Source organism: Ketobacter sp., assembly GCF_003671495.1.
Classification (GTDB): domain Bacteria; phylum Pseudomonadota; class Gammaproteobacteria; order Pseudomonadales; family Ketobacteraceae; genus Ketobacter.
Genome location: NZ_RCHN01000015.1, coordinates 307,055 through 320,456, shown reverse-complemented (window position 1 = coordinate 320,456; position 13,402 = coordinate 307,055). Strand labels below are relative to the sequence as shown.

Below are 13,402 nucleotides of genomic sequence, written 5' to 3'. Positions count from 1 at the left end.
TTCAGAAGTAACACCTCAACAGGAAACACGGTTATGAGCATCACTAACGATACAGTTGTCCAGTTTCATTACACCTTGAGCGAAGCGGGCAATGAGCTGGAAAGTACGCAGGGTGGGGAGCCGATGGCGTATCTCCACGGCCATCAGAACATCATCCCGGGGTTGGAAAAGGCCATGGCCGGCAAGCAGGAAGGGGACAGTTTCAGCGTCACCATCGAGCCGGCGGAAGCCTATGGCGAGCGCAAGGACGGTGCCACCCAGCGCATTCCCCTGAAGCACATGCAGGGTGCGAAGAAGTGGCGCCCGGGCATGACGGCCTGGGTGCAAACCGAACAGGGCCAGCGCCAGGTCACGGTGGTGAAGGTGGGAAAATTCAATGCCGATTGTGATCTGAACCACCCCCTGGCGGGCAAGACCCTCACGTTTGATGTGCAGATAGTGGGGTTGCGCCCCGCCACAGAGGACGAAAAGGCCCACGGCCATGCCCACGGCGTGGGCGGGCATCATCACTAAGTAACTGTTTTCAATCGGATTGCAAGGGAATGCAATCTTCCGGAGCTGAGCTAAGCTTAGTAGGTGAGTCACTGCAGATCGATTCGCCGTGATCAGGAAGTTCTAGAAAGGATGCGTCCGATGCCGATTCGTCGCTGGTATGCTGCAGCCAGCTTTATCCATAACGCCTACACGGCCTGGCTTGTGCTGGTGCTGTCACTGATTGTCACCGTGGGGGCGTACGTCGTTTCCTCCCACGTTATTGAAGAGCGTTTAAGCGACCGCTTTCGCTTCAGTGTGGAAGAGCTGGAGAAAGCGATCCAGAACCACCTCAGTGTCTACGAGCAGGTGCTGCGTTCCACCGTCGCCATGGTGTACGCATCGGAAGAGCTGAGTCGCGAGGAGTTCGCCACTTACGTTCGGAACCTGCACCTGGATGAGTACTGGCCCGGAATTCAGGGTATTGGTTTCAGCATCCCGTTGCAGCCCGACCAGGTCGCGGCGCATGAGGCTGAGGTGCAGGCGCAGGGCTTTCCCGACTATCACATCAAACCCGCCGGTGAGCGGGCGATTTACTCCTCCATCGTCTATCTGGAGCCCTTCGACTGGCGTAATCGACGGGCCTTCGGTTACGACATGTATTCCAACGAAGTCCGGCGCCTGGCCATGGATCGGGCCCGTCGCACCGGTCATGCATCCACCTCCGGCAAAATTCGCCTGGTGCAGGAGACCGACCGCGATGTGCAGAGCGGATTTCTGACCTACCTGCCGGTCTATAAAACCAGGAATACACCGGCAACCGAGGCGGAGCGGGAATCCCGGTTTCAAGCCTGGCTGTATGCCGCGTTCCGGGCCGGCGACCTGATGGCGGGGGTGGTGGGCAGTGCCAGTTTCAAACTGGACTATGAGATCTATGACGGCGAAGGGGTGGCACCGGATCAGCTGCTGTATTCCAGCCGTGGGGGCATAAAGCCGGTGGCGGAGTCGGAGCTGGTTCTGGTGCGCCAAATTGAGTTGCAGGGCCGCCCCTGGACCTTGCGGGTGACCCCTTCCGATGGCTTCAGTGACGGTATGCAGGAGGATCTGCCCCGCTATGTGGCCGCCGGGGGAATCATCATTGATGTGCTGTTGTTCTACGTCATCCTGTCGCTGCACTTTATCAAGCAGAAAGCGGAGCAATTGGCCGCGGAGCGCACGGAGGAGCTGAATGCCACCAAGGATGCGGTGGAGAAAGAGCGTCGTTTCGCCAACTCGGTGATCGACAGCCTGCAACTGGTTTTGCTGGTGAAGAGCCAATCCTCCGGGCGTTTACTGCGGGTGAACCCGTTTACCCGATCGCTGTTCGGGGCGGACGGGGTGACCATGAGCCCGTTGCTGCGACGTTTCGTATCCCGGGTCGAAAATCAAAGCCGTCTCACCAGCCAGGAGACACGCCTGGCCTATGTGGGGCAGCTGGATATCGAAACCGAAGAGGGTATTCGCTGGTTTGTGGTGAACCGCAACCACCTGGAGCAGGCACCCGGTGAGTCCGACGACGAATGTTACCTGTGCAGTGCCATCGACATCACCGAGCAGGTGGAGTCGGAAAAGCGTTTCACCACCCTGTTTGATTCGGCACCCTGCGGGTTGATGCTGGTGGGTGAGGACCAGACCATACAGTTGGCCAACAAGGCGCTCTATGACGTGTTCGGATATGCGCCGGACGAGTTGCTGGGCCAGTCGATCGCGGCATTGATTCCCGAGGAGGTCAGGGCCCGACATCATGGTTTTGTGCTCAACTACTCCAACGACCCTCACTCCCGCAAAATGAGTACCCGCAGCGATTTGCGTGGCATCAGAAAAGACGGCCGCGAGCTGGTGCTGGACATCGCGTTGCAACCGTTGCCCTATGAGGACCGGTTGTCGGTGCTGGTGTCGGTGTTCGACATTACCGAGCAATCCAGCCTGATGGGACAACTGGAGGCCGCCAACCGGGCCAAGTCGGAGTTCCTGGCCAGCATGTCCCATGAGCTGCGCACGCCGCTCAATTCCATCATCGGCTTTACCGAACGGGTCATCAAGGGAGCGTCCGAGAACTTGTCGGAACGGGACACGGATGCCCTGGGCACAGTGCGACGCAATGCCCACCACCTGCTGTCGCTGATCAATGACATTCTGGATCTGTCAAAGGTGGAAGCCGGGCGCATGGAAGTGGATTGGGGGCAGTACGATATTGGCAAGCTGCTGGATGTGCAGTTGCAGGTGCTGGCCCCTTCCGCCAAAGCCAAAGGGTTGGAGTTTACGGTAAACATGCCCGGGGAAAGGCTGCTGTTCTGGACTGACAAGGACAAGCTGATTCAGATCCTCAACAACCTCGTCTCCAATGCCGTGAAGTACACCCAGCAGGGCGGCGTCAGTGTGACGCTTGCCTATCATGAGGATCGGCATGAGCTGGTGCTGCAGGTGAATGATACCGGCATTGGCATTCCCGAAGCGGAATTGCGTACCCTGTTCAAGGAGTTCGTGCGCATGAAGGAAGCACGCCAGTTCAATATACAGGGCACCGGCCTGGGCTTGGTGATCAGTGACCGACTGGCGCAATTATTGGGGGGGCGGATCTGGGCGGAGAGCGTCCATGGACAGGGCAGTACCTTCACTGTGTATTTGCCGGCGTTGACTGAACCATTGCCGCCCCCCATCGCTTCATAGACCCTGAGATCATCGGTCGTGAGATCATAGACAGCGTGATCCAACTTTCGTATCGTATTCCGCTCAACACGCGTTCCCGGGGGAAGATATGGAACAGGCAAGTACGCATTCAAAAGTGATCGGCTATATTCTCTGGATTTTCGGGTTCCTGGGATCCCACCGTTTTTATTACGGTAAACCCATCACCGGCACCATCTGGTTCTTCACCCTTGGCCTGTTGTTCATTGGCTGGATCATCGACCTGTTCCTGATTCCCGGCATGGACCGGGCGGCGGATCGCAAATATACCGCGGGCAAAGTGGATTACACGGTCAGCTGGATTCTATTGACCTTCCTGGGAGTGTTCGGCATTCACCGCTTTTATATGGGTAAATGGATCACCGGGCTTATCTATCTGTTGACTGGCGGCCTGTTCCTGGTGGGTTACCTGTACGACTACTGGACTTTGAACGGCCAGATTGATGAAGTGAACCGGCTGCCCTGAAGCAGCCGGCTCAGGCCACCGCCTGCTGCGATTCAAAGGGGTAGACCACCCCGGTCAGCTGTTCTGAAACCTCCCACAGCGTGCGGGCGATTTCCGGGTTGCGGGAACGGCGGGTGGAGGCGGCGGGTGCAGGTGATCCGAACGCTTCATAAAAGCCATCGGGGCCGATATAGTCGCCCCCCTGCACTGCGTCGGCAGTAGCGGCATACAAGGTGGGTAAAGCCCCTTTGAGGGCGCTCTGGCCCAACACCGGTGTCAACAAGTGAGCCAGGCTGGAAACGATGCGGGAGGTGGGAGTCTCTGTGCGATACTGCCCCAGGCTGGTGTTGGAAACGCCGGGATGAACCGCCACGGAAATGGTTTGGGTGCCGGCCCGATTCAGGCGGCGTTCCAATTCCCGGGCGAACACCAGGTTCGCCAGTTTGCTCTGGCCATAGGCCTTGTGCTTACCGTAAGCGCGCCGCTCAAAAAACAGGTCGTCAAAGTTCAGGTTACCTGCCCGATGGGCAATGCTGCTGACGGTGACAATGCGGGAACCCGGTTGTTTCAACAACGCGGGCAGCAGCAGCCCGGTGAGGGCAAAATGGCCGAAATGATTGATCCCGATCTGGGACTCAAAGCCGTCCCGGGTCGTGCCTTTGGGCAACCACATCACCCCGGCATTGTTGATCAGCCCGTCCAGGCGATCGTATTGCTCCAGGAAATCCTGCGCCATGGCGCGCACCGAATCCAGGCTGCCCAGATCCAGTGCCAGGAACTGGAGTGAGGCCTTGGGATGGGCCTGGCGGATGGTGGCCATGGCCTGCAGGGCTTTGGTTTCGTTACGGCAGGCCAGGATTACGTGGGCGCCTTTGGCCGCCAGCACTTTGGCTGCCGCCAGGCCGATGCCGCTGTTGGCTCCGGTGATCAGGAAGCGTTTTCCGGCCTGGTTTGGTATGTTGTCCTCTGACCATTTGTTTTTATTGGACATGATGGGCCGCTCTGTTTATTGGGATTGAAGTCACGATGCTAGCAAGAGATTCGCTGCGCTTTCAATGCGATTGCACTGCAGATTCGTCAAGCTTGCTACACTGTTAAGAACGATCATGTCGGGTATCGGGGATTTATGGCTAATCAGCGACGCTATCTGCGCACTGCATTGCGCTGCCGCTTCAAAATCTGGAGCGACACCATCGCACCCATGACCGTGTACACCAAGGATATTTCAGATGGTGGGGTGTTCCTTGTGATGGACCCCCAGGAGCAGGAAGTTCCACCGGTGGGTACAGTACTGAAGGGTCAGGTTCAGGGCCTGATGGATGACGCCCCCATTGTCACCCTGGAGGTGGTGCGAATGGTGGAGGAGGGCATCGGTTTGCGCTTCCTGTCAGACACAAAATAGGGGTTGTCATAATCCACTTCACACGCTAGGTTATCAGCTCCGCCGGGCCCGGTGGGCACCAGCTTGCCCGTTTATAGGCCTATAATCTAAAAATACCTATAAAAATCAATCGGTTTGGAGTTCGAAGAATGTTAGTGGGTATACCGAGAGAGATATACCCTGGGGAGAATCGCGTGGCTGTTATTCCCTCAGGTATACAAATATTAACAGGCGCAGGCTTTGACGTTGTGGTGCAAAGCGGCGCGGGGGAAGCCTCTCATTATGATGATGACGAGTTCCGCAATGCAGGGGCCAGCATTGCACCGGACGCCGCATCCTTGTATGAACAGGCTGACCTGATTTTGAAAGTGCGCCATCTGGTTGACAATGAGCCGGATCTCATCAAAGAAGGCTCCACCCTGATTTGCATGCTGGATGCCTGGTTCAACCAGGATCTGGTGAAGCAGCTGGCGGCCAAAAAAGTTCGCAGCTTTGCGCTGGAGTTCATTCCCCGCATTACCCGCGCCCAAAGCATGGACGTGCTCAGCTCCATGGCCGCGATTTCCGGTTATCGGGCGGTGTTGGCGGGCGCCATGGTGTTGCCCCAATACTTCCCCATGTTGATGACCGCAGCCGGTACCATTCATCCTGCAAAAGTGTTCATCATTGGTTCCGGTGTGGCCGGGCTGATGGCCATCTCCACTGCCCGCCGTTTGGGTGCTGTGGTGGAAGCCTATGACACTCGGGTGGAAGTAAAAGAGCAGGTGGAAAGTCTGGGTGCCAAGTTCGTTGAGTTCGATCTGCCCCAGGAGGAAGGCACCAGCTCCGGCGGTTACGCCAAGCAGCAGTCAGAAGCCTTCTATAAAGCCCAGCGTGAGCAGATGTCTGCCAAGGTGGCGCAGTCCGATCTGGTGATCACCACCGCGGCCATTCCCGGCAAACCGTCTCCGCGACTGATTACCGCCGATATGCTGAAATGCATGAAGAAGGGTTCCGTCATTGTGGATCTGGCGGCAGAACGGGGCGGTAACGTGGAAGGCACCGTGGTCAACCAGAAAGTCTATGTGGATGGTGTCACCATCATCGGTTATGTCGATCACCCTTCCCGGGTTCCGGTTCACGCCTCCCAGTTGTTCACCAAAAACATCACCACCTTCCTGCAGAACATGGCGAAAGACGGTGAGCTGACCATGAACCTGGAAGACGAAATTGTTGCGGCCACACTGGTAACAGACGGTGGCGAAATCAAACATGCTGGCCTGCTGGAAGCGATAGAGAAGGGGGCAAAATAATGGAAATGTTAATGTTGACGCTCACAATTTTCGTGTTGGCGATTTTTGTGGGTGTGGAGGTGATCAACAAGGTGCCTCCCACGTTGCATACACCGCTGATGAGCGGCACCAATGCGATCTCCGGTATTGTGGTGGTGGGTGCCATCATCAGTTCCGGTGGTGGCGAGCAAACCGATGGTCTGTCCACTTTCCTGGGTGTGCTGGCGATCATTCTGGCCTGTATCAACATTTTCGGCGGTTTCACTGTAACCGACCGTATGTTGCACATGTTCAAAAAGAAATAAGGCTAAGAAGGAAAGCACATGCACTCGTTTATTAATTTCGCTTATCTTGTCGCGGCCGTATTGTTTATCTACGGCATCAAGGGGATGACCACGCCGAAGACGGCGGTTCGGGGTAATCAGCTGTCCGCCATTGGTATGTTGATCGCGGTGATTGCTGCTCTGCTGGAGCAGAACGTGGTGAGCTACCTGTACATCATCATGGGGATTCTGATCGGTGCGGCCATTGGTACGTTCCTGGCGAAGAAGGTCCAGATGACCTCCATGCCGGAGATGGTGGCTGCTTTGAACGGTTTCGGTGGTGGTGCGTCACTGCTGGTGGCGTCTGCTAATTATCTTGAAATGCAAAAAGCGGCATCCATGCCCATGGGCGTGATCATGGGCATGCCGGAAGCCAACACCCAGTGGGCCATCGCCCTGATCTTCAGTATTCTGATCGGCGCCATCACCCTCACTGGCAGCTTTGTGGCGGTGGGCAAACTGATGGGTAAGCTGGGCGATCCGTCCTCCATCGGCATGTTCAAAGCCATCGTGAAGGTGTGTATTGTCCTGCTGCTGGCCGGTGCCTGCTACTTCGTTTATACCGATCCGCTGCAGAATACGGATCTGTTGATCGTGATGGTGGTGATCTGCTTGCTGCTGGGTGTGGCGCTGGTGATTCCCATCGGCGGCGCGGACATGCCGGTGGTGATTGCACTGCTCAACTCCTATTCCGGTCTGGCGGGTTCGGCCACCGGTTTCGTGCTGGGCAACAATGGGTTGATCATCACCGGCTCGCTGGTGGGTGCGTCCGGTTTGATCCTGACCACCATCATGTGTAAGGCCATGAACCGCTCGCTCACCAATGTGTTGTTCGGTGGCTCCATGGCGGCCCAGGCGGGTGTGTCCAAGGATGAGAACGATGCCTTCTATGAAGGTAAGGTGAAGGTCACCAGTGCAGACGAAGTGGCCATGCTGCTGGATTCCGCCAAGAAAGTAGTGTTTGTACCCGGTTACGGCCTGGCGGTGGCACAGGCCCAGCATGCCACCCGTGAGCTGGCCAGCATGCTGCAGAAACACGGTATTGATGTGAAGTATGCGATTCACCCGGTGGCAGGCCGTATGCCCGGTCACATGAACGTGTTATTGGCGGAAGCGGAAGTGCCCTACGAGCAATTGGTGGAAATGGATGCCATTAACCCGGAATTCGCCCAAACCGATGTGGCCATCGTACTGGGGGCCAACGACGTGACCAACCCGGCAGCGTCCAAGGACCCGAACTCGCCAATTTTCGGTATGCCGATTCTGGAAGTGGCCAACGCCAAGACGGTGATCGTGGTGAAGCGTGGCTTGTCACCCGGTTTTGCCGGTATTCCCAACGAGCTGTTTATCAATGAGAACAGCTTGATGGTGCACGGTGATGCCAAGCTGGTGTTGCAGGAAATCATCGGCGCGATGAAAGATCTGTAAGACCGGTAGTACCTAGCGATAGTACCTACGAGTAGTACCACAAAAAAGCACGCCTCGGCGTGCTTTTTTGTTTTCGGGCGTGGCTGGTTTCAGCCAAAGACCACCATGTTCTGCCGGCTCAGGGCGATGGGTTTGCCGTTGGGGCCCCACAGCGTGACCGATTGGTGGGTGTAGCCTTCGCCAGCGGCCACCAGGTCAGCGTCCACCCGCCAGTTCTCCAACGGCAGCCCGTTAAAGTCTTCCCCCAAAAATTCCAGCATCCAGGTCATGGAGCTGCCAGGCACCGGCTGGCGCAGGTGGCTGAGGGCCACCGGGGGAATGAAGTCCGCCAGGGCCACCACATGATATTCGCTGCAGGCCTGCTCTCCGGGCATACCCAGTTGCACCACGTTGTGGGTGCTGTCGTCGCCGCCGAACGGCAGTTTTCCCACCAGCCAGGTGGCGCTGAAATGTTTGGTGAAGCCAGGCACGCCGGGCAACTGTTTGAAGTGGCGGGGCCGTTCACTGTCCACCGCCGGTTGTTGGGGGGTAATGTTGACGGCGGATTCCCGCGCGGCGCCGAATACACCCACCACCAGGGCGACTACGTTTTCCTCGTCATCCAGCAGTCGGGCTTCGGCGTGGGTGACGTTTTTGCCGGCGCGAATCACCGATGCCACGGCTCTCACCTGGGGGCTGCGGGCCGGTTGGATAAAGGTGGTTTGCAGGGAGCGTAAGGGTACTTCCGGCAGCAGAGAGCGCATGGCGTGCAGGCAGAGGATGGTCTGCAACCCGCCGAACAGGGCACGGCCCTGCAGCCAGTCAGCGGGGTCGGGCAGCAGGCTGACGCCGGGCTCAGATTGGATGCTGGTGAGTAAATCGGTGAATTGCATGGCTCCTCCGGAAACAGCTGGATGTTCCAACATGGTAGGTTGAAATACCGCAGGGTCAACGCTTTTCGCACTAAAGGTGCCGAAATGGACGTTATTAGTCCGTTTCGGCCTGCTTCAGCCTGGCCAGTTTGCGATAAAGAGTGCGTTCACTGACACCCAGTTGCTGCGCCAGCTGCGCCGGGCTGCCGCCGAACACCTCCTGGGCGTGGTGCAGGTACTGCAGCTCGATTTCCTCCAGGGTATGGAGCTTTTCGGCGAAGTGGCTTTTGTCGTGGGCGGAAATCAGATCGGTGATGTCGCCGGGCAGGTGCTTGGTCTGGATCACGTGGTCGTCCGCCAGCAGCGAGGCCCGGATCAGGATGTTGCGCAACTCGCGGATGTTGCCGGGAAACCGATAGCGGGCCAGCTGGCGCAGGGCCGCGTTACTCACGTAGGTGTGTTCCGGCACCGGCGGCTTGGCCAGCAAGGCTTCACAGAGGGCGGGCAGATCCTCCTTGCGCTCCCGCAGGGGCGGCAGGTGGATGGGGAAGGTGGCCAGCCGGTAATAGAGGTCTTCGCGAAAGGTGCCCTGTTCCACCATCTCCTTCAGGTTCTTGTGGCTGGCGCAGATCAGGCGGAAATCGGTACGTTCCATTTCGGTCGCGCCAATGGGGCGGAAGGAACCGGTTTCCAACAGGCGCAGCAATTTCACCTGCAGGTTGATGGGGATGTCCCCCACTTCATCGAGGAACAGGGTGCCACCACTGGCACTGGCGGCGAGCCCCTCACGGTCACTGCGGGCACCGGTGAAGGCGCCTTTGCGGTAGCCGAACAATTCGCTTTCAAACAGGTTCTCGTTGATGCCGCTGCATTCCAGGACCACAAACTTGCCCAGGCGCCGCTGGCTGGCATCGTGAATGGCTTTGGCGATCAGCTCCTTGCCGGTGCCGGACTCTCCCTCCAGCAGCACACTCACGTTGGTGGGAGCCACCCGGTACACACTTTCCATCATCCGTTGAAACGGCGGCGATTCCCCCACCAGGGCCTTGTTGCTGGCCAGGGGGCTGGCGGATTCCGACTCGGTGATCACTTCGATGTAACCCAGGTGGTCACCCTTGCCGTCCGGCACCGGCAGCACCTGCACGTTGCAGTATTGGCGATGATCCTGCTGCTGATGGATGTGCAGGCAGCGGGCGGGTTTGCTGGAGCTTTGCGCTTGTTGCAGAGGGCAGGATTCGCCGTGGGTGTGGCAGGGGCTGTCGTAACTGTGGGAAACGTTGTAGCAGCGGCTGCCGTCCTGGGGGGTGCCGTAACGCTTCTCATAGGCCGGGTTGCTGGCCAGAATCCGGTAGCTCTTGTCGATGAAAATGGCCGGTTTATCAAACAGGGTCAGCAGGCCAGACGGCTCGATATTGATCATGTGTGCTGTCCAAAATGGCAGTATCAGTCTGTCAAATATGGCAGGGGCGGGCCTGTATGGCAACACAGAAAATCCATGCATGGTAACTATTTTAAATAAAAACAATAAGATAAAAAATTTACCCGACGTGCCTCAGGCTGGCATGAGCGATGCTATTAGGAGGGTTGGGACTGTTGTTTCTGTCAGCCACTGAGAGGGGCCTTGAATCATGCAACGAATGGATCTGTCACTGCGCCGGCATGTCACCTGGATTCTGCTGGTGAAACTGGTGCTGATCATCAGTCTGAAAATGGCCTTCTTCCCCTCTCTGGAACAGCAACACCAACCTGCCGACCTGTACCTTGATTCGCCTGCGGACGCTTCCGCTAAGGAGCACCCATGATCGATGCATCTGCCGTTGAAGTGGCACGCTTGCAGTTTGCCCTCACGGCTTTGTTTCATTTTATTTTTGTGCCGCTCACCCTGGGATTGTCGTTCATCCTGGCCATTATGGAATCGGCGTATGTGCTGACCCAGAAGACGGTATACAAAGACATGACCCGCTTCTGGGGTAAGTTGTTCGGGATCAACTTTGCGTTGGGGGTCACCACGGGGTTGACCATGGAATTCCAGTTCGGCACCAACTGGGCTTATTACTCCCATTACGTGGGGGATATTTTCGGGGTGCCCCTGGCCATCGAAGGCTTGATGGCGTTCTTCCTGGAAAGCACCCTGATCGGCCTGTTCTTCTTTGGTTGGGACCGGCTCAGCCAGCGCCAACACCTGGCGGTGACCTGGCTGGTGGCCCTGGGCTCCAATTTGTCGGCACTGTGGATCCTGATTGCTAACGGCTGGATGCAGAATCCGGTGGGGGCGGAGTTCAACTACGAAACCATGCGTATGGAACTGACCTCCATGGGTGAGGTGTTTTTCAATCCGGTGGCCCAGGTGAAGTTTGTGCATACCGTGGCGTCGGGCTATGTGACGGGGGCCATGTTCGTGCTGGGTGTTTCCAGTTGGTATCTGCTGAAAGGGCGGGATATTCCCTTTGCCCGGCGCTCTTTTGCCATTGCCGCCAGTTTCGGCACGGCGTCGATTCTGTCAGTGATCGTACTGGGGGATGAATCCGGTTACGAGCTAGGGGACGTGCAAAAAACCAAACTGGCGGCCATAGAGGCGGAATGGCAAACCCATGAACCCCCGGCGGCGTTCACTCTGATCGGATGGCCCGACGATGAGGCGCAAACCACCCACTATGCCGTGCGGATTCCCTATGCGCTGGGCATCGTTGCCACCCGCAGCCTGGACGAGCCGGTGCTGGGCATTGCCGATCTGAAACAGCAACACGAAGCGCGTATTCGCAATGGTATGGCGGCCTATGGCCTGCTGCAGCAATTACGGCAGGAGGGGGTTACCGACGCAACCCGGGCCGCCTTTGAGCAGGTGAAAGGGGATTTGGGTTACGGATTGCTGTTGAAGCAGGATGTGCCGGATGTGGTCAGTGCCACCGAAGCGGATATCCAGGCGGCGGTGGATCGCTCCATTCCCAAGGTATGGCCCCTGTTCTTCGGCTTTCGGGTCATGGTGGGGGCGGGCTTCTTCATGTTGCTGGTGTTCCTGCTGGCCTTTTATGAATCCACCCGCCATCACATTGGCGAGAAAAAATGGGTATTGCGCATGGCGTTCTATTCCATCCCGCTGCCCTGGATTGCGGCGGAATGTGGCTGGATCGTGGCGGAGTACGGGCGCCAGCCCTGGTCCATTGGTGAGATCCTGCCCACCCATCTTTCTGCCTCCAGCCTGGCGGCCGGGGATGTCTGGAGCAGCCTGATTGCCATCGTGTTGTTTTATACCGGCCTGTTTATCGTGGAGATGTTCTTGATGGTGCACTTTGTGCGGAAGGGGCCCAGCAGCCTGGGTACCGGTCGTTATCACTTTGAAGGAGAAGCCCAATGATTGCCGATTATGAAACCCTGAAGCTGATCTGGTGGGGCTTGGTGGGTGTGCTGTTGATCGGCTTTGCGCTGACCGACGGTTTTGATATGGGGGTGGGTGCGCTGTTGCCGTTGCTGGGGAAAACCGATGACCAGCGCCGCATCATCATCAACACCGTAGGCCCCCACTGGGAGGGCAACCAGGTGTGGTTTGTCACGGCGGGCGGGGCCCTGTTCGCGGCCTGGCCCCTGGTGTACGCCAGTGCCTTTTCCGGGATGTATGCCGCGCTGATCATCACGCTGATGGCGTTGTTCCTGCGTCCGGTGGGGTTTGATTACCGCTCCAAACAGGACTCGGCCCGCTGGCGCAACAACTGGGATTGGGCCCTGTTTGTAGGCTCGGTGATTCCGCCGCTGATTTTCGGGGTGGCGTTCGGGAACCTGTTCCTGGGTTTGCCGTTCCGCTTTGATGAGCTGATGCGTCCTTCCTACGAGGGCAACCTGTTGGGTTTGCTCACAGTGTTTCCCCTGATGTCCGGCATCCTGAGTTTAAGCATGCTGGTGATGCACGGTGCGGTCTGGCTCGGTTTGAAAACCGATGGCGTGGTGCGACAGCGTGCCAATCGCGCCGCCGCCCGGGTGGCGGTGTTCACGGCATTGCTGTTTGGTGCCTGCGGAGTGTGGGTGGCGTCGGGCATGAATGGCCTGGTGGTGGTGGATCTGCCAGACACCAACGGCGCCATCAATCCCCTGGGTAAAACCGTCGTCGTGCAGGCGGGCGCCTGGCTCGCCAACTACGAACAATGGCCCGGGTTGACGGTGTTTCCCATCCTGGGACTGGTGATGCCCTTTGCCACCGCCTGGTTCTGCCTCAAACAGAAAGAGGGGTGGGGGTTCCTGACCAGTTGCCTGGCTGTAGGGGGCATTATTGCCACTGCCGGTGTCTCCCTGTTTCCCTTTGTGATGCCCTCCAGCATCATGCCCAATCACAGTCTGACGGTGTGGGATGCCACTTCCAGCGCGCTCACCCTCAACATCATGCTGATGGTGGCCTGTGTGTTTGTGCCCCTGGTGCTGGGTTACACCCTGTGGAGTTACTACAAAATGTGGGGGCGGCTGGACGAGCAGCATATCCGTACCCACAGCCATTCTTTGTATTAAAAAACTGGACG

At 57.7% G+C, this 13,402-nt stretch carries 13 protein-coding genes; 10 read left to right on the top strand and 3 right to left on the bottom strand.

Going from position 1 to position 13,402, the window contains the following annotated elements; all coding sequences use genetic code 11:
- The first annotated feature begins 33 nt into the window (after positions 1 to 33).
- From D9N14_RS07750 to D9N14_RS07740, 3 genes are all read left to right on the top strand, one after another.
- Entirely contained in the window at positions 34 to 513 is a 480-nt protein-coding gene (locus D9N14_RS07750; protein ID WP_290578720.1) for a peptidylprolyl isomerase, read from the top strand.
- A gap of 120 nt (positions 514 to 633) precedes the next feature.
- Positions 634 to 3,180, top strand: a complete 2,547-nt coding sequence (locus D9N14_RS07745; protein ID WP_290578718.1) for a CHASE domain-containing protein — start codon at positions 634 to 636, stop codon at positions 3,178 to 3,180.
- A gap of 88 nt (positions 3,181 to 3,268) precedes the next feature.
- The gene (locus D9N14_RS07740) at positions 3,269 to 3,664 is read left to right on the top strand and encodes an NINE protein (protein WP_290578716.1); all 396 of its coding nucleotides are present in this window, start codon (positions 3,269 to 3,271) and stop codon (positions 3,662 to 3,664) included.
- Positions 3,665 to 3,674: 10 nt separating this feature from the next.
- Here the strand turns inward: D9N14_RS07740 and D9N14_RS07735 are convergent, their stop codons facing one another.
- Complete coding sequence (locus D9N14_RS07735) at positions 3,675 to 4,634, bottom strand: oxidoreductase (RefSeq protein WP_290578714.1); 960 nt, start codon at positions 4,632 to 4,634, stop codon at positions 3,675 to 3,677.
- Positions 4,635 to 4,769: 135 nt separating this feature from the next.
- On the opposite strand from D9N14_RS07735, the gene D9N14_RS07730 reads away from it, so the two are divergent.
- The 4 genes from D9N14_RS07730 to D9N14_RS07715 all read left to right on the top strand — a co-directional run bounded on the left by D9N14_RS07730 (position 4,770) and on the right by D9N14_RS07715 (position 8,046).
- The gene (locus D9N14_RS07730) at positions 4,770 to 5,045 is read left to right on the top strand and encodes a PilZ domain-containing protein (RefSeq protein WP_290578712.1); all 276 of its coding nucleotides are present in this window, start codon (positions 4,770 to 4,772) and stop codon (positions 5,043 to 5,045) included.
- Positions 5,046 to 5,173: 128 nt separating this feature from the next.
- On the top strand, positions 5,174 to 6,316 hold the full coding sequence (locus D9N14_RS07725) for a Re/Si-specific NAD(P)(+) transhydrogenase subunit alpha (protein WP_290578710.1): 1,143 nt from the start codon (positions 5,174 to 5,176) through the stop codon (positions 6,314 to 6,316).
- A gap of 11 nt (positions 6,317 to 6,327) precedes the next feature.
- The gene (locus D9N14_RS07720; RefSeq protein WP_411267925.1) at positions 6,328 to 6,600 is read left to right on the top strand and encodes an NAD(P) transhydrogenase subunit alpha; all 273 of its coding nucleotides are present in this window, start codon (positions 6,328 to 6,330) and stop codon (positions 6,598 to 6,600) included.
- A gap of 18 nt (positions 6,601 to 6,618) precedes the next feature.
- A complete protein-coding gene (locus tag D9N14_RS07715) occupies positions 6,619 to 8,046 on the top strand; it encodes an NAD(P)(+) transhydrogenase (Re/Si-specific) subunit beta (protein WP_290578706.1) in 1,428 nt (475 codons plus the stop codon).
- A gap of 89 nt (positions 8,047 to 8,135) precedes the next feature.
- Here D9N14_RS07715 and D9N14_RS07710 read toward each other — a convergent pair whose 3' ends face one another.
- Together D9N14_RS07710 and D9N14_RS07705 are read right to left on the bottom strand one after the other, a co-directional pair.
- Positions 8,136 to 8,918, bottom strand: coding sequence for a thioesterase family protein (locus D9N14_RS07710; protein ID WP_290578704.1), 783 nt, complete (start codon positions 8,916 to 8,918; stop codon positions 8,136 to 8,138).
- 94 nt (positions 8,919 to 9,012) lie between these two features.
- Positions 9,013 to 10,317, bottom strand: coding sequence for a sigma-54 interaction domain-containing protein (locus tag D9N14_RS07705; RefSeq protein WP_290578702.1), 1,305 nt, complete (start codon positions 10,315 to 10,317; stop codon positions 9,013 to 9,015).
- Positions 10,318 to 10,525: 208 nt separating this feature from the next.
- Between D9N14_RS07705 and cydP the strand changes: the two genes are divergently transcribed.
- Genes cydP through cydB form a run of 3 tightly spaced genes read left to right on the top strand, consistent with a single transcriptional unit; the run spans position 10,526 to position 13,391 of the window.
- The gene (cydP, locus tag D9N14_RS07700; protein WP_290578700.1) at positions 10,526 to 10,699 is read left to right on the top strand and encodes a cytochrome oxidase putative small subunit CydP; all 174 of its coding nucleotides are present in this window, start codon (positions 10,526 to 10,528) and stop codon (positions 10,697 to 10,699) included.
- On the top strand, positions 10,696 to 12,252 hold the full coding sequence (locus D9N14_RS07695) for a cytochrome ubiquinol oxidase subunit I (protein WP_290578698.1): 1,557 nt from the start codon (positions 10,696 to 10,698) through the stop codon (positions 12,250 to 12,252). The genes cydP and D9N14_RS07695 overlap by 4 nt, the downstream gene beginning before the upstream one ends.
- On the top strand, positions 12,252 to 13,391 hold the full coding sequence (gene cydB / locus D9N14_RS07690) for a cytochrome d ubiquinol oxidase subunit II (protein WP_317622589.1): 1,140 nt from the start codon (positions 12,252 to 12,254) through the stop codon (positions 13,389 to 13,391). The genes D9N14_RS07695 and cydB overlap by 1 nt, the downstream gene beginning before the upstream one ends.
- Positions 13,392 to 13,402 lie beyond the last annotated feature (11 nt).

Coding starts and splice junctions, on each gene's coding strand:
- D9N14_RS07730 (WP_290578712.1), top strand. CDS start 4,770: ATGGCTAATCAGCGACGCTATCTGCGCACTGCATTGCGCTGCCGCTTC.
- cydP (WP_290578700.1), top strand. CDS start 10,526: ATGCAACGAATGGATCTGTCACTGCGCCGGCATGTCACCTGGATTCTG.
- D9N14_RS07740 (WP_290578716.1), top strand. CDS start 3,269: ATGGAACAGGCAAGTACGCATTCAAAAGTGATCGGCTATATTCTCTGG.
- D9N14_RS07705 (WP_290578702.1), bottom strand. CDS start 10,317: ATGATCAATATCGAGCCGTCTGGCCTGCTGACCCTGTTTGATAAACCG.
- D9N14_RS07725 (WP_290578710.1), top strand. CDS start 5,174: ATGTTAGTGGGTATACCGAGAGAGATATACCCTGGGGAGAATCGCGTG.
- D9N14_RS07720 (WP_411267925.1), top strand. CDS start 6,328: ATGTTGACGCTCACAATTTTCGTGTTGGCGATTTTTGTGGGTGTGGAG.
- D9N14_RS07715 (WP_290578706.1), top strand. CDS start 6,619: ATGCACTCGTTTATTAATTTCGCTTATCTTGTCGCGGCCGTATTGTTT.
- D9N14_RS07735 (WP_290578714.1), bottom strand. CDS start 4,634: ATGTCCAATAAAAACAAATGGTCAGAGGACAACATACCAAACCAGGCC.
- D9N14_RS07695 (WP_290578698.1), top strand. CDS start 10,696: ATGATCGATGCATCTGCCGTTGAAGTGGCACGCTTGCAGTTTGCCCTC.
- D9N14_RS07745 (WP_290578718.1), top strand. CDS start 634: ATGCCGATTCGTCGCTGGTATGCTGCAGCCAGCTTTATCCATAACGCC.
- D9N14_RS07750 (WP_290578720.1), top strand. CDS start 34: ATGAGCATCACTAACGATACAGTTGTCCAGTTTCATTACACCTTGAGC.
- D9N14_RS07710 (WP_290578704.1), bottom strand. CDS start 8,918: ATGCAATTCACCGATTTACTCACCAGCATCCAATCTGAGCCCGGCGTC.